This window comes from Tateyamaria armeniaca, from assembly GCF_045797845.1.
Lineage (GTDB): Bacteria > Pseudomonadota > Alphaproteobacteria > Rhodobacterales > Rhodobacteraceae > Tateyamaria > Tateyamaria armeniaca.
Genome location: NZ_JBHDIY010000002.1, coordinates 94917 through 110717, shown reverse-complemented (window position 1 = coordinate 110717; position 15801 = coordinate 94917). Strand labels below are relative to the sequence as shown.

The 15801-nt window shown below is 61.8% G+C and carries 15 protein-coding genes; 7 read left to right on the top strand and 8 right to left on the bottom strand.

Annotated elements, in window-relative coordinates:
* Positions 1–49 precede the first annotated feature (49 nt).
* Positions 50–1063, top strand: a complete 1014-nt coding sequence (locus ACERZ8_RS00630) for a hypothetical protein (RefSeq protein WP_407590197.1) — start codon at positions 50–52, stop codon at positions 1061–1063.
* Between the two features lie 22 nt (positions 1064–1085).
* Here ACERZ8_RS00630 and ACERZ8_RS00625 read toward each other — a convergent pair whose 3' ends face one another.
* The 5 genes from ACERZ8_RS00625 to ACERZ8_RS00605 form a co-directional block, all read right to left on the bottom strand.
* Positions 1086–2159, bottom strand: a complete 1074-nt coding sequence (locus ACERZ8_RS00625) for an SPOR domain-containing protein (RefSeq protein WP_407590196.1) — start codon at positions 2157–2159, stop codon at positions 1086–1088.
* A 128-nt stretch (positions 2160–2287) separates the two neighbouring features.
* Positions 2288–2920, bottom strand: coding sequence for a uracil phosphoribosyltransferase (gene upp / locus ACERZ8_RS00620; RefSeq protein WP_407590195.1), 633 nt, complete (start codon positions 2918–2920; stop codon positions 2288–2290).
* A 134-nt stretch (positions 2921–3054) separates the two neighbouring features.
* Positions 3055–4224: a phosphopentomutase gene (locus ACERZ8_RS00615; protein ID WP_407590194.1), complete on the bottom strand. Its 1170-nt coding sequence runs from the start codon at positions 4222–4224 to the stop codon at positions 3055–3057.
* A complete protein-coding gene (locus ACERZ8_RS00610) occupies positions 4224–5531 on the bottom strand; it encodes a thymidine phosphorylase (protein ID WP_407590193.1) in 1308 nt (435 codons plus the stop codon). Before ACERZ8_RS00610 ends, ACERZ8_RS00615 begins: the two co-directional genes overlap by 1 nt.
* Entirely contained in the window at positions 5528–5926 is a 399-nt protein-coding gene (locus ACERZ8_RS00605; RefSeq protein ID WP_407590192.1) for a cytidine deaminase, read from the bottom strand. The genes ACERZ8_RS00610 and ACERZ8_RS00605 overlap by 4 nt, the downstream gene beginning before the upstream one ends.
* A 76-nt stretch (positions 5927–6002) precedes the next feature.
* Here ACERZ8_RS00605 and ACERZ8_RS00600 point away from each other — a divergent pair, with 76 nt between their 5' ends.
* Complete coding sequence (locus ACERZ8_RS00600; RefSeq protein WP_407590191.1) at positions 6003–6206, top strand: hypothetical protein; 204 nt, start codon at positions 6003–6005, stop codon at positions 6204–6206.
* Here the strand turns inward: ACERZ8_RS00600 and ACERZ8_RS00595 are convergent.
* Complete coding sequence (locus ACERZ8_RS00595) at positions 6203–7288, bottom strand: cupin domain-containing protein (protein WP_407590190.1); 1086 nt, start codon at positions 7286–7288, stop codon at positions 6203–6205. The genes ACERZ8_RS00600 and ACERZ8_RS00595 overlap by 4 nt on opposite strands.
* A gap of 186 nt (positions 7289–7474) precedes the next feature.
* Here ACERZ8_RS00595 and ACERZ8_RS00590 point away from each other — a divergent pair, with 186 nt between their 5' ends.
* The 4 genes from ACERZ8_RS00590 (at position 7475) to ACERZ8_RS00575 (ending at position 12472) form a co-directional block, all read left to right on the top strand.
* Positions 7475–9748 carry an NADP-dependent malic enzyme gene (locus tag ACERZ8_RS00590; protein ID WP_407590189.1) on the top strand — a complete coding sequence of 758 codons (2274 nt, stop codon included), beginning with the start codon at positions 7475–7477 and terminating at the stop codon, positions 9746–9748.
* Between the two features lie 103 nt (positions 9749–9851).
* On the top strand, positions 9852–10106 hold the full coding sequence (locus ACERZ8_RS00585) for a hypothetical protein (protein WP_407590188.1): 255 nt from the start codon (positions 9852–9854) through the stop codon (positions 10104–10106).
* A gap of 130 nt (positions 10107–10236) precedes the next feature.
* Complete coding sequence (locus tag ACERZ8_RS00580; RefSeq protein ID WP_407590187.1) at positions 10237–10488, top strand: hypothetical protein; 252 nt, start codon at positions 10237–10239, stop codon at positions 10486–10488.
* Positions 10489–10582: 94 nt separating this feature from the next.
* A complete protein-coding gene (locus ACERZ8_RS00575) occupies positions 10583–12472 on the top strand; it encodes an AMP-binding protein (protein WP_407590186.1) in 1890 nt (629 codons plus the stop codon).
* Between the two features lie 15 nt (positions 12473–12487).
* Here the strand turns inward: ACERZ8_RS00575 and ACERZ8_RS00570 are convergent, their stop codons facing one another.
* Positions 12488–13849 carry a sensor histidine kinase gene (locus ACERZ8_RS00570; protein WP_407590185.1) on the bottom strand — a complete coding sequence of 454 codons (1362 nt, stop codon included), beginning with the start codon at positions 13847–13849 and terminating at the stop codon, positions 12488–12490.
* Entirely contained in the window at positions 13846–14520 is a 675-nt protein-coding gene (locus ACERZ8_RS00565; RefSeq protein ID WP_407590184.1) for a response regulator transcription factor, read from the bottom strand. Before ACERZ8_RS00565 ends, ACERZ8_RS00570 begins: the two co-directional genes overlap by 4 nt.
* Positions 14521–14656: 136 nt before the next feature.
* Here ACERZ8_RS00565 and ACERZ8_RS00560 point away from each other — a divergent pair, with 136 nt between their 5' ends.
* A complete protein-coding gene (locus ACERZ8_RS00560) occupies positions 14657–15763 on the top strand; it encodes a tricarboxylate transporter (RefSeq protein ID WP_407590183.1) in 1107 nt (368 codons plus the stop codon).
* Positions 15764–15801 lie beyond the last annotated feature (38 nt).

Sequence of the window (15801 nt, the reverse complement as noted above, 5' to 3'; positions counted from 1 at the left end):
GCTAGAAATTTGCCAATAAACGAGAGGCACGAGCGGGCCCCGCAGATACATGACGGCACTCAGCAAATATGACCGGCTTGAAGCGACAGGCCTGTGGCGCAGCACGCCGGATGCGCAAAAGCGCGAAGTTGTCGTGTCCATCGGCGATGCGACGCTGATGATATCGGACCTCAATGATCGGGCCGTGACCCATTGGTCGCTCGCCGCGATTGAGCGCAGCGCGGATACGGATGGGCGCGCCGTCTTTTTCCCCGATGGTGATCCCGGCGAGACGCTGGAATTCGCCGCGACCGAAGCCGAGATGATCGACGCCATCGATACGCTGCGTCAGGCCGTTGCCCGCGCGCGCCCACGCCCGGGCCGTCTGCGGTGGCTGGGCGCTGCGATGTCGGTTCTTGCGGTTGCCGCAGTCGGGGTGATCTGGCTGCCCGGTGCCCTGGTTGATCATGCCATGCGTGTCGTCCCCCCGGTGAAAGAGGCCGAGATTGGCGCCGCCCTTTTGGTGCGCATCGAACGTGTGTCAGGTGCCCGGTGCCGCAGCGCCGACGCCCGCGAAGCGCTGGCCGCATTGGCAGAGCGCACAGGGGCGACGCGCATTGTCATCGTCCCCGGCGGCGTGCGCGAGGCGCTGGCCCTGCCCGGTGGCACGGTTCTGCTCAACCGGTCCCTCGTCGAAGATTATGAAGAACCCGATGTCGCGGCCGGTTACGCGCTGGTTGAACATGTGCGCAGTGCATCCCAGCCGCCCTTGCGCGCCTTGTTGGAACATGCCGGTGTGCGGGCTTCCGCCACGCTGCTGACAACCGGGGTCGTACCGCCAAGCGCGCTGGATGCATTTACGACGGCGCAGTTGTCTCGTTTTGCCCCGACCCTGCCAGCGGACGAAATCCTTCCGGCTTTTGCCGAAGCATCGCTGCGCAGCACGGCCTATGCCCGTGCCCGCGATATTTCGGGTGAACAGACCCTTGCCCTGATTGAGGCGGACCCAATGGCCGGGCAAGTCCCCGAACCGATCATGCCGGACCGCGACTGGCTGCAGCTACAGGCGATCTGCGAAGACTAAGGCGCGTTCCCTCGCCTCTGCCTTAGCGGATGAACGCGTCGCGGAACCCGGCAACCTTGCTTTTTTGCAGTCCTTGGGCGAGGGGCGCACCATTGGCAAACGGTCCTGCCAGCACAACCTGATAGCTTTTGCCGCCGCGCTGTACCTGCCCGATCCGGGCGGGCAGTCCGGCCCGCAGGATGCGCTGTGCTGCAGCCTGCGCATTTGCGGGCACAGCATAAGTGCCGACCTGAACATAGCGGTCCGTCGATGATGCCTTGACCCTCGTGGGTGCCGCCTGTGCCGGGGCTGCGGTGGCTGATGCCTTGGCCTTGTTGCGCACAATGCGCTTTTGCAACTGTCCATTGCGGTGCACCAAAGTGACCGTGCCAAGTTCGCGTTGCTGCGTTGCTGCGTCCGTATAGGGATAGACCAGCGCAACTTTCGACGTCACATCCCGCCCGGTTGCCGTGTCGACAAGGCGGCGTGGCACGGTCTGTGTCCAGATCAGGCGCGTGCGTGCAATCCCCTCAAGGGATTGTTCGGCGCGGCGCGGGTTCAGACGATCATCTTCCCAGACCGGGCGATAGCCTTTTGGAACGGGAAACGTCCCGCGCGCGGCGCGTTGGTCATAAACGTGACGTGGCAACACCCGCGTCTTTGGGCTGACCGTGCTTTGCACAGTGCCAACCTCGGGCGCTTTGCGCACAACGGTGCGGGCGGGTGCGGGCGAGGGGACCGTTGCTGGGCGTCGCACGGCGGTTGGCGCGGCGGGTTGCGTTGTTCTGCGCGGTGCGGCGGTTGTGACTTGGCGTGGGGCAGGTCTGGGCCGCTGTGTTGCTTGCGGTGCGGGTTGGGTCGCCGTGGGCGCTGGCGCAGCAGCGACGGGTGGGCGCACGGGATCGGCTGCAATGGTGCGCTGTGCGCCGCTCAGTGTCGGTGTCTGACCGCAGATCAATTCGCGCTGCCGGTTCACCCGTGGCACCCAGGTGACGTTGCCATCTATGCCTGCCCGAATGAACACGCAGCCTTTACTGTCGACATATTGCGCACCGCGATAGGACGCTGGCGGCAATTCCGCCGGGGTCTGAACACTGCTCAGATCCTGAGCCAGCACGGCTCCAGTCCCAAATCCGAAACCAACGACAGCGATCGCAACAATTCTTGTAAAACTCATCATATCCCCCACAAGATATAGACAAAACGATGACTCATACGCTCCGCAGAGTCTCAGCGCAACCGCAGCTATTTGGTACCAAACATGCGATCACCCGCATCGCCAAGGCCCGGAACGATGTATCCGACCTCGTTCAGACGTTCATCGACCGCGGCCGTGACGATTGGCACGTCTGGATGGGCCTCTTTCATGCGGGCGATTCCCTCAGGCGCTGCCAGCAGACAGAGAAAGCGGATGTTGGAGGCGCCGGCCTTTTTCAGCAGATCAATGGCCGCCACGGATGAATTGCCGGTGGCGAGCATCGGGTCAACGGCGATGACCAGTCGATCTTCCAGCGCTTCGGGCACTTTGAAGTAGTATTGGACCGGCTGCAGCGTCTCTTCGTCCCGGTAAAGCCCGACAAAACCGACCCGTGCAGACGGGATCAGCTCAAGCACGCCGTCCAGCAACCCGTTGCCCGCCCGCAGGATCGAAATCAGCGCCAGTTTCTTGCCCGCCAGTGTCGGGGCGTCCATTTCGGCCATCGGGGTCGGAATACGCTTGGTCGTCATCGCAAGATCCCGTGTGACCTCATAGGCCAGCAACTGGCTGATCTCGCGCAAAAGCTGGCGGAACACGGCAGTTGGCGTGTCGGTGTGGCGCATGATGGTCAGCTTGTGCTGCACCAGCGGGTGATCGACGATGGTCAAGTGTTGGGACATGGCGGCAGGCTCCTTCAGTTGATCCCTTACTGCCGCGCGATCCGGCGCGAGACAATCCCCATCCTGTCGCTTGGTCTGATGGTGGGTCCGGGGCAAAGCGTCAGAACGAAACAATCGCGCGCGCCGTCAGGCGCTCATTTTGGTGAAACGCCCAGATGCCGCGCGACAAGGTCAGCAACATCGACAAAGCCGATCAACCCTAGCGGCGGCCCGTCATAGCCGTCGACCAGCACCGGCACCCGTTCGCGTGTATGATCGGTGCCGACCCAGGTGGGATCATTCCCGTGATCGGCCGTAATCACCAGCAAATCGCCGGGGCGCAAACGGGCGCGTAGCGCGCCGATCTGGGTGTCGAACCATTCAAGGTGTCGTGCATAGCCCGCCACATCCCGGCGATGGCCATAAAGGCTGTCAAACTCGACGAAATTGGCAAAGGTGAGGCTGCCGTCTTCGGCGCTGTCCACCAGATCGCCCAAATGGCCCATCAATGCCGCATCAGCCCCTTTGCGCACCTCATCAAAGCCCTGCATCGAAAAAATATCGCCCACTTTTCCAACGCCATAGACGCGTCTGCCCGCATCTTGCACCCAGTTCGACAGGATCGGGGCGGGGGGCGTGATGGCGTAATCCTTGCGGTTGGTGGTGCGCGAAAACCCTCCGACATCGCCCACAAACGGGCGCGCAATCACGCGGCCCACGCGCATCTGGTGAAGCCGGGGTGCAATGGTCGCGCACAGGTCCAGCAGGCGATCAAGGCCAAAATGTTCCTCATGTGCTGCAATCTGGAACACACTGTCGGCCGAGGTATAGCAAATGGGCCAGCCGGACCGGATGTGCTCTGCCCCGTGGCGCGCGATGATCTGCGTGCCCGAGGCGTGGCAATTGCCAAGAATGCCGTCTGTCCCGGCCGCATCGCACACAGCCTGCACGATGTCCGGCGGAAAGGCGGGGTCGGTGTTGGGGAAATAGTGCCAATCCCACGGCACCGGCACGCCGGCCAGTTCCCAATGGCCCGACGGCGTGTCCTTACCCTTTGACAGTTCGGTTGCGGCACCGGACAAGGTTGTGGGTGCCATCCCGCCATTGGCCAGCGCCATGACTTCAAGCACGCCCAGTTCCGTGAGGGTAGGGATGTTCAGTGGCCCGCTGCGTTCATCGTCCGCGCGCCCGGCCTCGCAAGCTTCGATAATGTGGCCCAATGTGTTTGCCCCGGTGTCCGGCACTTCACCGTTGAAAAAGGCGTCGGCATCCGGCGCACCGCCGATCCCGATGGAGTCCATTACAACCAGAAACGCGCGGGACATCAGCCGACCCGATCAAGGATCAGATTGGGCTTGTCCGTCGGACTTGCCGAGATGGTGATGGCGGCGCGCAGGGCGGTTTCGGCGCGGTCCGCGTCGGCGGCGCGGCCTGCGTGGACCACGGCCAACGGTTGGCCACGGGTGACTTGCGTGCCCAGCCGCACGACATCTGACAGGCCCACTGCCAGATTCAATTCATCGCTTTCGACCTTGCGCCCGCCCCCGAGGTCAACCACGGCAAGGCCCAATGCCTCGCCGTCCATCGCCGTCACATGACCGGACGCGGGTGCTGCGATTTCGCGGATGACTGTCGCTTCGGGCAGGAAGCGCGGCCAGCTTTCGACAAACTGAACAGGGCCACCCATGGCGGCGATCATGGTGCCGAACCGCTCGGCGGCATGTCCGTCGGCAATGGCCGCAGCGATGGCATCTGCACCGGCCTGCACGTCCTCTGCCAGACCTGCATTGGCCAGCAGCACACCCCCAAGGCTCGCACACATTTCGACCAGTTTGCCGCGGGTTTGTCCGGTCAACACCTTCATCGCCTCGGCCACTTCAAGGGCGTTGCCAAGGGCGGGGGCGACAGGCTGGCTCATGTCTGTGATCAGGGCCGTGGTCTTGCATCCTGCGGCATTGGCGGTCTTGACCAGGGCGTCGGCCAGATCGCTTGCCGCCTGCCGGTCCTTCATGAACGCGCCCGAGCCGACCTTGACGTCCAGCACAAGACCATCCAGACCCGCGGCCAGCTTTTTCGACAGGATCGATGCGGTGATCAGATCAAGGCTGTCCACGGTCGAAGTTACATCGCGAACTGCATAAAGGCGCTTGTCCGCCGGGGCGATTTCCGCATTGGCCCCGACGATGGCGCAACCCGCGCGGGTGACCACGTCGCGCAATTGCGCCGTGCTCAGTTGGGTAGACAGACCCGGTATGGCGCTCAACTTGTCCAGCGTACCCCCCGTATGGCCCAGCCCGCGCCCCGAAATCATAGGCACGAATGCCCCGCAGGCGGCCAGAGCGGGAGCGAGAACAAGGCTTACGCAATCCCCGACACCGCCGGTCGAGTGTTTGTCCAGCACCGGACCCGCCAGGTTCCAGTCAAGCACCGAACCGGAGTCGCGCATCGCCATGGTCAGCGCCACGCGGCCGACATCGCCAAGACCGTTCAGGCACACAGCCATGGCAAAGGCACCGGCCTGCGCATCCGTCACGCTCTGATCGGCCAGACCGCGTGCGAACCAGTTCAACTCATCGCGCGACGGGGTCTGGCGTTTGCGCAATTTGGCAATGATCGTGCGCGCGTTGCTCATGATGATGTGTCCATATGTGCCGCACCAAAAGCGCCGGGCAGCAGATCTGCCATCCGCATCACCTGCTCGACTCCACCAGTGGTGGCCATGGTAACGGGCACATCCCCACTGGCAAACTCGGCCAGTTTCTGGCGGCACCCGCCGCATGGGGTGACGGGCATCGGGCTGCCAGCAACGACATAGGCGGCTGTGATCTTGCGCTCGCCCGCTGCAACCATTGCGGCAATTGCCCCGGCTTCGGCGCAGGTCCCCTGGGGGTACGCGATGTTTTCAACGTTGCAGCCGGCATAGATCGCACCGGATTCGGTCTGGATCGCCGCGCCGACCTGAAATCCGGAATATGGGGCGTGCGCATTGTCCCGCACGCTCAGGGCTGCTGCCTTCAACTCGTTCATCACTGTCCTCGCTGCGGGGAACTCTTGGCCGCTTTTGGTCGTTTACGGTTTGATCACTTGTTAAAGGAGAACGCAAATGTCCAATACATCTCAGAACTCATTTCGTGTGGCCGCACCCGGTCTGGATACCGACCTGCCCGAAGCGGACAGCGATGAAATGACGGAACCCACGGCGGCCGAACTGCGCGCGCTTTGCGAAGAAAAGAACGAGGTGTTCGATGCCTCCCTAACTGAAAAGCAAGCCCGCAACCGTATCGCTGCGCTGAAGGAACTGGACTAGGTCGTCCGGGTTTCGAAAACACCCGGCAGTGACACTTCCAGCAATTCCAGATCGTCGGATGGCGCGCCGTAGCGCACGGACATATCGGGCGGGATGACAAACGCGTCGCCCGGCGACAGAGCAACAGGTGCCTTGCCCTTGCTCTCCAGTGTCATGGTTCCGGTCATAACAAAGGTGAACAGGATATCGCTGTCATGCGCACTCCATCCCGTGTCGCCGGTGCTGCGCCGTGCAACCTGCACGCCAGCCACCCCGTTTGTCCCGTCAGAAATCCCTGTGTCGCGGGCTTCAAAGCCGGGCAGACGAAACGGCTGCCACACGGCATTCGCAACAGTGTGATGGACAAATCGCTGCCCCTGAAAGCGGCGATCAGGATCGGGTGGCCCGTTCGGAAGCTCCATGTCGTGATCAATCGTCGTGACATGTTCGGCAGGCACGCCGATCTCGATCACCTCGATATTGTCGCTCGCAAAGAGCACCCGATGGCGGATTTCCGGGGGCTGAATGACACAACACCCTTCATGCAGGCGAAACGGCTCCCCCTGATCTTCGTAGACCAGATCGACCCACCCTTTGTAGCAAAAGATCAACTGAAATCCGACGGTATGATAGTGCACCATATCGGGCACCGGCCCGCCATCGGGGATCCGGATATGACTGGCGATGATCGACCCGCCAAGGCGATCCGGGATCAGATCACGGTAATGCATGCCCGCGCGCCCGATCACCCATGGGGCCTGATCGGCAAGACGGCGCACCACGAAACTGTGCACAGTCTCAGGCATCTCAAGGGGCGGGTTCAATTCGGCAATCTCGACCCGGGTACCATTGGGGGCCGTGATCACCCGCTGACCTTTCGCAAAGCCGTCCGGATCGTCGCTCAGAATGCGCAAGGTTCCGGGGGGCTCTTGCGCACCCGCCTCGATCCGCACCCGCACCCCATGGCCCGAAAATACGGCCACCGAAGGATCGTCAGCCGGATAGATCATGTCCATCCGCATCCCCAACACCTTGGTGAAAAACGGTATGTCATCGCGCAATTCCTGCGTCGGCAACCGTATCTCTGCGCGGACCTCAGCCATTCCAATCCCTTTCACTTCGCCGAATAAACTCCGGGGGAATTGCGAAAGCAATGGGGGCTGGCCCCCTGACAATGTCGTGCGCGGCACACGCGCATTTCGATCACTTCTTGGCGGCGGCGCCAAAGGTCAATTGTTGAGATCGAAAAAATAGTTTAACGCTAAACCAAATTCAATATCGGGGGACACATGTCAGATCAACCAACCTTGCGCCAGGCCGCCCTCGATTATCACGAATATCCCAAGCCCGGGAAACTCGAAATCCGCGCCACCAAACCGATGGCCAACGGGCGTGATCTGGCGCGCGCCTATTCGCCCGGTGTGGCCGAAGCCTGCCTTGAGATCAAAGAGGACGCGACCAATGCGTCACGCTTTACGGCGCGGGGCAATCTGGTGGCAGTGGTCAGCAACGGGACGGCAGTGCTGGGTCTTGGCAACATCGGCGCGCTTGCCTCAAAACCGGTGATGGAGGGCAAGGCCGTCCTGTTCAAGAAATTCGCCTCTATCGACTGTTTCGACATCGAAGTGGACGAAAGTGACCCGGAAAAGCTGGCCGATATCGTCTGCGCGCTCGAACCGACCTTTGGTGCCATCAACCTCGAAGACATCAAGGCGCCGGACTGTTTTATTGTCGAAAAGCTCTGCCGCGAGCGGATGAACATCCCCGTTTTCCACGACGACCAGCACGGTACCGCCATCGTGGTGGGGGCTGCGGCCACGAACGCGCTGCACGTGGCGGACAAGAAATTCGAGGATATCAAGATCGTGTCCACGGGTGGCGGGGCTGCGGGCATTGCCTGCCTCAACATGCTGCTCAAAATGGGGGTCAAACGCGAAAACGTCTGGCTCTGCGATATACATGGCCTCGTCTACGAAGGGCGCGAGATTGACATGAACCCGGTCAAATCCGAATTTGCCCAGGCCAGTGACAAGCGCACGCTGGACGATGTCATTCATGACGCAGACCTGTTCCTTGGCCTGTCCGGTCCCGGCGTGCTGACGCAGGAACATGTCGCCAAAATGGCCAAGCGACCCATCATCTTTGCGCTGGCCAACCCGACCCCGGAAATCCTGCCCGACCTTGCGCGCGAAGTGGCACCGGATGCGATCATCGCCACGGGGCGCTCGGATTTTCCCAACCAGGTCAACAATGTACTCTGTTTTCCCTTCATCTTCCGTGGCGCGCTGGATGTCGGGGCAACCACCATCAATGACGAGATGGAATTGGCCTGTATCGACGGTATCGCCGCCCTTGCGCGCGCCACGACAAGTGCCGAAGCCGCCGCCGCCTATCAGGGTGAGCAACTGACTTTTGGGGCCGACTATCTCATTCCCAAACCCTTCGATCCGCGCCTTGTGGGCATTGTCAGTTCTGCCGTTGCCCGCGCCGCGATGCAAACCGGTGTCGCCACGCGCCCTATCGACGATCTCGAGGCCTACAAGATCAAACTTGATGGTTCGGTTTTCAAATCCGCGCTGCTGATGCGCCCGGTGTTCGAGGCTGCGCGCGCCAAGGCGCGCCGCATCGTCTTTGCCGAAGGCGAGGAGGAACGTGTGCTGCGCGCCGCTCAAGCAATGATCGAGGAAACCACCGAAACCCCGATCCTGATTGGACGCCCCGAAGTGATCGAGGCCCGGATTGAGCGTGCTGGCCTCAACCTGCGCCTGGGCGAGAATTTCGAACTGGTGAACCCCGAAAACGATCCGCGCTATCGTGATTATTGGGAAACCTACCACAAACTGATGTGCCGCCGTGGCGTCTCGCCTGACATTGCGCGCGCGGTGATGCGCACCAACAGCACCGCCATTGGGGCCGTGATGGTGCACCGGGACGAGGCAGACAGCATGATCTGCGGCACGTTTGGCGAATTCCGCTGGCACCTCAACTACATCACCCAAGTGCTGGGCCGCGACGGCCTGCACCCGGTTGGCGCGCTGTCGATGATGATCCTCGAGGACGGGCCGCTGTTCATCGCCGACACCCATGTGCACGTCTATCCTACACCGCAGCAACTGGCCGAAACGGCAGTGGCCGCTGCCCGCCACGTGCGCCGGTTTGGCGTGACCCCCAAGATCGCATTTTGCTCGCAATCGCAGTTCGGCAATCAGGGCGAAGGGTCGGGCAACCGCCTGCGCGAGGCCATCGCCATTCTGGACGCCCAGGAACATGATATTTGCTACGAGGGTGAAATGAACGTGGACTCTGCTCTTGATGCAGAGCTGCGCGCGCGCCAATTGCCTGACAACCGGATGGAAGGGGCGGCGAATGTGCTGATCTTCGGCCATGCCGACGCAGCCTCGGGCGTGCGCAACATTCTCAAGATGAAGGGCGGCGGGCTTGAGGTTGGCCCGATCCTGATGGGCATGGGCAACCGGGCGCATATCGTCAGCCCCTCGATCACCGCGCGCGGGCTCTTGAACATGTCGGCCGTGGCGGGCACGCCGGTCACCCATTACGGCTGAGCGATACACGCCTTTCGCGTCACGCCCGCGTGTGCGCCTATTGAAACCCGGCCTGCGCGCCTACGTATTCGCTTATGTTTCGCCTCACAAGGGAATGCGCGCCATGCTTCGAACGTCACTGTTGATCCTGCCCCTCGTTTTGACCGCGTGCGGCGAAACCGTTGCAACGCGCGATACCACGTTCACCTACCGTGGCGACGTGCTGCGCGCCGAGGTACGCACCTATGATCAGGGCGGTCGCGTTTTTGATCGTCGCGTCATCTTTGACGGTGTGCGCACGGTGAGTTGTTCGGTCACGGATGATCTTGACTGTGCCGCTGCCCTGCGTGATCGCCGTAACGACTTCGACAACCGGTAAACATCCGCTGCCAATTGGTAATGCGGTGCGGATCCGCAGACAGTGCCGGGGTTCAAAAACCTTGACGCCACGCCCCTTTTTTTGTCCGCTATCCCCATTGTCATTAGGGGATAGTCCGATTTTCCAGCGATTGAGTGTAGTTCTGGCCTGTCTGACGACGGCGGCGTGTACCGAAGTCGTTTCCGAAACCCAAGGTACGTTCAGTTATCTTGGCAGAGAGTATGTTACGCTGACCCGCACCTATTCCGCCAACGGGCGCACGTATGACCGTCGTGTGATTGTCGACGGGACGAACCGCATCAGTTGTTCGGCCACGGATGATCGCGATTGCATCTCCGTCATTGAACAGGAATGGATTGAAGGCACCGGCCTTTTCCGGTGACACCTTAATCCGGACCTGATTGCGCTCACAGCCCTTGCTCATTCCCCCTGACCGGGCGTAACCCTGTTTCGCAAGACACTGAGGGAGGGACTCCATGGGATATCGCGCGGAATATGAAAGCTGGAAGGCCGATCCGGAAGCATGGTGGATGCACGCAGCCGAGGCGATTGACTGGTCAAAGGCCCCCAGCAAAGCCCTGTTTGATCGCGGCGACCACATCTATGAATGGTTTGCGGATGGCGAGGTGAACACCTGCTGGAACGCGGTGGACCGCCATGTCGAGGCCGGGCGCGGCGATCAGGTCGCCATCATCTATGACAGCCCGATCACTGGATCAGCTTCTAAAACCACGTATTCCCAGTTGCAGTCCCAAGTCGCCTCTCTTGCCGGTGCACTGGCGTCAAAGGGCATCGCCGCCGGTGACCGCGTCATCATCTACATGCCCATGGTGCCCGAAGCCCTTGTGGCAATGCTGGCCTGTGCCCGTCTTGGGGCGGTCCATTCGGTTGTGTTCGGCGGGTTTGCCGCGAATGAGTTGGCGGTGCGGATCAATGACTGCACCCCGAAGGCGATCATTGCGGCCTCTTGCGGCCTCGAACCCGGTCGCACCGTTGCCTACAAACCTCTGCTGGATGGCGCCATAGACATGGCCGACCATACCCCGGAGGTCTGTGTGATCCTTCAACGCGACCAAGGCCCGTGCGAGATTGGCGCGCGTGACGTCGACTGGCATGCCTTTCAGGAGGGTGTCGAACCGGCGGATTGTGTCCCAGTGCCGGGCAATCACCCCGCCTATATCCTCTATACATCGGGCACGACTGGCGCGCCCAAGGGTGTTGTGCGACCCACCGGGGGGCATCTGGTCGCGCTGAACTGGACGATGAAGAACATCTATCAGGTCGAGCCGGGCGAGGTGTTCTGGGCCGCATCAGACGTGGGCTGGGTCGTTGGTCACAGCTATATCTGCTATGCGCCGCTGATCCACGGCAACACCACCGTTGTGTTCGAGGGCAAGCCCATCGGCACCCCCGATGCCGGTACCTTTTGGCGGGTGATCGAGGAACATGACGTCAAATCCTTTTTCACGGCCCCCACGGCCATCCGCGCGGTGAAACGCGAAGACCCCAAAGGGTTGGAGCGGGCGAAATATGATCTGTCCGGCCTGCGCGCCCTGTACCTTGCCGGTGAACGGGCCGATCCGGACACGATCGAATGGGCGCAGGACCTGTTGGGCGTGCCCGTCTATGATCACTGGTGGCAAACCGAAACGGGCTACACCATCGCGGGCAACCCCGCAGGGCTTGAAGCGCTGCCAGTCAAGATCGGCTCACCCACTGTGGCGATGCCCGGTTATGACGTGCAAATCCTCGACGATGCGGGCCACCCCGTCGGGCCGGGCACGCTGGGTGCGATTGCGATCAAGCTGCCGCTGCCCCCGGGCACATTGCCCACGCTTTGGAATGCCGAAGACCGGTTCAAGAAGTCCTACCTTCATGCCTTTCCGGGCTATTACGAGACCGGCGATGCGGGGATGATGGATGAGGACGGGTATCTTTACATCATGGCGCGCACCGATGACGTGATCAACGTGGCAGGCCACCGCCTGTCCACCGGCGCGATGGAAGAAGTGCTGGCAGGTCATCCCGATGTGGCCGAATGCGCCGTCGTCGGCGTGGCGGATCAGCTCAAGGGGCAGGCCCCGCTTGGCCTGTTGTGCCTGACCAAAGGCGTGAACCGACCCCATGACGAGATCGTCGCGGAATGCGTCAAGCGGGTGCGTGAGCAGATTGGCCCGGTTGCGGCCTTCAAACTCGCGCTGGTGGTGGATCGTCTGCCCAAGACCCGCTCGGGCAAGATATTGCGGTCCACCGTGGTCAAGATTGCGGACAATCAGCCCTTCAAGATGCCCGCGACCATCGATGACCCGGCCATTCTGGACGAGATCAGGGATGCACTTCAGACTATCGGATTGGCCAAGGGCTGATTTGGGTATCGTGCCTCAGGCCAGTGGTAACACCAGCCTGATGGCGGCCCCGCCTGCGTGATCCAGTATCTCAAGGCTGCCACCGTGGCTTTCCATTACCCGCAGGGCAATCGGGAGGCCAAGGCCGGAACCCGGCCCACCACCGGCTTGCGCAAACCGGCTGATCGCCTCGACACGCTTGTCGGCAGGAATGCCAACGCCGTTGTCTGTCACGGTCAGAATGGCGCGGCCACTGTGCGTCGTCAGCGCAAGGTCAATGCTGCTCAGGTCCGGGCCGCCATGGGTCGATGCGTTGTTCAGCAGGTTCAGGATCGCTTCGTGCAGCATGACCGCCTCACCCCTGATGTGGACAGGCGTGTCCGGCAGATCATGGTGCAGCTGCGCCGCCCGTGCCCCCATGGCGCTGGCATAGGTCGCACTGACTTGCCGGATCAGCGCGCACAGGTCCAGCACCTCGCCCGCCTGTCGCATGTCCGTCGCGCTGGCCCGTTCAAAGGACAACAGTTTGTTGGTCAACTCGCTGGCCTCGCGGGCTGCCTGCACCAGCTCAGTGCTGCGCGCCTTGGCCGCCTTTGAATTCGGCGCATTCTGCACCGCTTCGGCGAGGGCAAGCACGCCCGCGACCGGATTTCGAAGCTGGTGCGCGGCGTTCGAAATGAACTCGTCCTTGGAACTTATCCGCCGTGAGATCCGGTCCAGCAGGCTGTTCAGGGTTGTGACCAAGCCCTGCGCCTCGACCGGAACTGCGCGCTGGATCGGTTCCAGCTCTGTCGGGGTGCGTTTGGCAATGGCGCGCTCAAGGTCAAGCAGGGGTCGCAGACCCAGCCGCACACCGAACCAAACGACAACGCCGACACTCAGCACAAGAAGGGCGATGACGGCAAAAGACCGCGTGAGCACATCGCGCACGAACGTCTGGCGCACCTGCGCACTTTGCCAGACGGTGATGTTGAACACGCCCGCAATCCCGCTGACCACCGTCACGTCCTGAAAGCGCAAAACGCGCACGTCCGTCCCCTGATAGCGCCCGTCGTAAAACAGCGGTTCGGTCAGATCCTCAGGCGTGTCGGGTGGCAGGACCGGGGGCGTGGAATATCCGGTCACGAACACGCCGTCAGGTGCGTAGACATGATAGAACAACTCGCCCCCCGACGTGTCGTTCACGAGGGCGCGCGTCGCCGGGCTGAGGGCGTCACCGTCCGACACGGCCACATCGCGCGAAATGGCAAGTGCAGCAGAAAGCAGGCCGCGGTCAAAGATATTGGCGGCCCGAATGGTCGTATTGCGAAACTGCCATGCGGCGGTCACCAGCGCGATCACCAGCAATGGCGTCAGGATGATCAGGATCAGACGGGCGCGCAGCGAATTGGGGATCATGCCCCGGCCTCGACCTGCATCTGATAGCCAAGGCCGCGCCGGGTGCGGATCACGATGCCAAAGGGTTTGAGGCGGCGGCGCAAGCGCGAGGTGTAGACTTCGACTACGGTTTCCTCGGCATCCGCACCGACCCCATAGACATGATCAAGCACAGCGGATTTCGACACGGTACGCCCATCGGCCATCAGCAGGCATTCAAAGACGGACAATTCACGGCGCGGGATGTCCAGCTCTTGCCCGTCCGAGAAAAGCTGGCGGGCACTTGCGTCATAATCGAGGGGGCCGAAGGCGCGCAGTTGCTGTTGCGGCACGTCGCGGCGGCGCAACAGCGCGCGCACCCTTGCTTCCAACTCGGCCATCTCGAAGGGTTTGATCAGGTAATCGTCTGCGCCTGCGTCCAGCCCCCGCACCCGGTCATCGGTGTCCGCACGGGCCGTCAACAGGATTACAGGCCGGCTGTCACCACGGCGGCGCATGTCCGACAGCAACGTCAGCCCATCGGTGCCCGGCAGGTTGATATCAAGGATCACAAGGTCCGCGCCATCGTCTCTCAGGTAGGTTTCCGCAGCACCACCATCACGCAGGGCGTTCACGGCATGCCCTGCATCTTCAAGGCGGTAGGTGATGCCCTTGGCGAGGCTCACGTTGTCTTCGACCAATGTGATGCGCATCGTTTCTTTTTGCCCGTGCAAGTCTGGCGCAAGGTTCGCAGGTCAAGACTGATACATCAACAGGGGCGGACACCCCTGCACGATTCGAATCTGAACCCCTTTGGGAGAGGGGGTTTTACATAACCGGGAGGAACATATGTCCACTTCGAAAACCACGCGCCGCGTGGCCTTGAGCCTTATGGCCACGGCTGCCGCTACATTCGCCACCACTGCCTATGCGGGCGGTCACGGCATTGATCTGGAAGGCAAGACCGTTGAATGGATCATTCCGTTCTCCGAAACCGGCGGATCGGCCAAATGGGCGAACTTCTATGCGCCCCTGCTGTCCGAAGCGCTGCCGGGCCAGCCGACAGTTGTCGTGAAATTCATGCCCGGTGCCGGGTCGACCAAGGGCGCGAACTTTTTCCAGGAACAGAGCTATGAGGACGGCACGCTGATTTTCGGTTCATCCGGGTCCACGCAATTCCCGTTCCTGCTGGGCGACCCGCGCGTCAAATATGACTATGCGGACTGGAATGTCGTTCTGGCCTCGGGCACGGGCGGTGTCGCCTATCTGCCGCCGGATCTGGCCGCCAAGATGGATGGCATGGATGCCTCTGGCCTGCAGGGCGAGGATTTTATCTACGGCAACCAGGGCGCGACCCGTCTTGACCTCGTGCCAACGCTGGCATGGGAAATGTTGGGTCTGAACGTCGAATCCGTCATGGGCATCAAGGGCCGCGGCGACGGCCGGTTGATGTTCGAGCGGGGCGAGGCCAATATCGACTATCAGACATCCTCGTCCTACCTGTCGGGCGTCACACCACTGGTCGAAGCGGGCACAGCCGTGCCGATGATGACCTGGGGTGCACTGGATGATGCAGGTGACATCGTGCGCGACCCGACTTTCCCGGACATCCCGACGTTCAAGGAAGTCTGCGAAGCCACAGCCGGGTGCGAAACCTCGGGTGAGAAGTGGGATGCATGGAAAGCCTTCTTTATCGCCGGGTTCCCTGCGCAAAAGATGGTGTTCCTGCCCAACGGGGCCAGCAACGACGCAATCGTGACGTACACCAAGGCGTTTGAAGACGTGAAAGCGCGCGTGGATTTCGCTGAAATCTCGGGCAAGCGTCTGGGCAAATACCCCCAGATGACGGGCGAAGCCGCACAGACTGCCAAGGCAAGTGCCACGCAAGTGTCGCCCGAAGCCAAAGAGTTCATCGTGAACTGGCTGCAGGAAAAATACGGCGTGTCGCTGAACTGATCCTTTGCTTTTTGAGCGCCCCGCCCGATAGGTCGGGG

Bases quoted from the DNA above. Each gene is read 5' to 3' on its own strand.
- ACERZ8_RS00630 (WP_407590197.1), top strand. From the start codon at position 50: ATGACGGCACTCAGCAAATATGACCGGCTTGAAGCGACAGGCCTGTGG.
- upp (WP_407590195.1), bottom strand. From the start codon at position 2,920: ATGTCCCAACACTTGACCATCGTCGATCACCCGCTGGTGCAGCACAAG.
- ACERZ8_RS00615 (WP_407590194.1), bottom strand. From the start codon at position 4,224: ATGTCCCGCGCGTTTCTGGTTGTAATGGACTCCATCGGGATCGGCGGT.
- ACERZ8_RS00610 (WP_407590193.1), bottom strand. From the start codon at position 5,531: ATGAGCAACGCGCGCACGATCATTGCCAAATTGCGCAAACGCCAGACC.
- ACERZ8_RS00605 (WP_407590192.1), bottom strand. From the start codon at position 5,926: ATGAACGAGTTGAAGGCAGCAGCCCTGAGCGTGCGGGACAATGCGCAC.
- ACERZ8_RS00600 (WP_407590191.1), top strand. From the start codon at position 6,003: ATGTCCAATACATCTCAGAACTCATTTCGTGTGGCCGCACCCGGTCTG.
- ACERZ8_RS00595 (WP_407590190.1), bottom strand. From the start codon at position 7,288: ATGGCTGAGGTCCGCGCAGAGATACGGTTGCCGACGCAGGAATTGCGC.
- ACERZ8_RS00590 (WP_407590189.1), top strand. From the start codon at position 7,475: ATGTCAGATCAACCAACCTTGCGCCAGGCCGCCCTCGATTATCACGAA.
- ACERZ8_RS00585 (WP_407590188.1), top strand. From the start codon at position 9,852: ATGCTTCGAACGTCACTGTTGATCCTGCCCCTCGTTTTGACCGCGTGC.
- ACERZ8_RS00575 (WP_407590186.1), top strand. From the start codon at position 10,583: ATGGGATATCGCGCGGAATATGAAAGCTGGAAGGCCGATCCGGAAGCA.
- ACERZ8_RS00570 (WP_407590185.1), bottom strand. From the start codon at position 13,849: ATGATCCCCAATTCGCTGCGCGCCCGTCTGATCCTGATCATCCTGACG.
- ACERZ8_RS00565 (WP_407590184.1), bottom strand. From the start codon at position 14,520: ATGCGCATCACATTGGTCGAAGACAACGTGAGCCTCGCCAAGGGCATC.
- ACERZ8_RS00560 (WP_407590183.1), top strand. From the start codon at position 14,657: ATGTCCACTTCGAAAACCACGCGCCGCGTGGCCTTGAGCCTTATGGCC.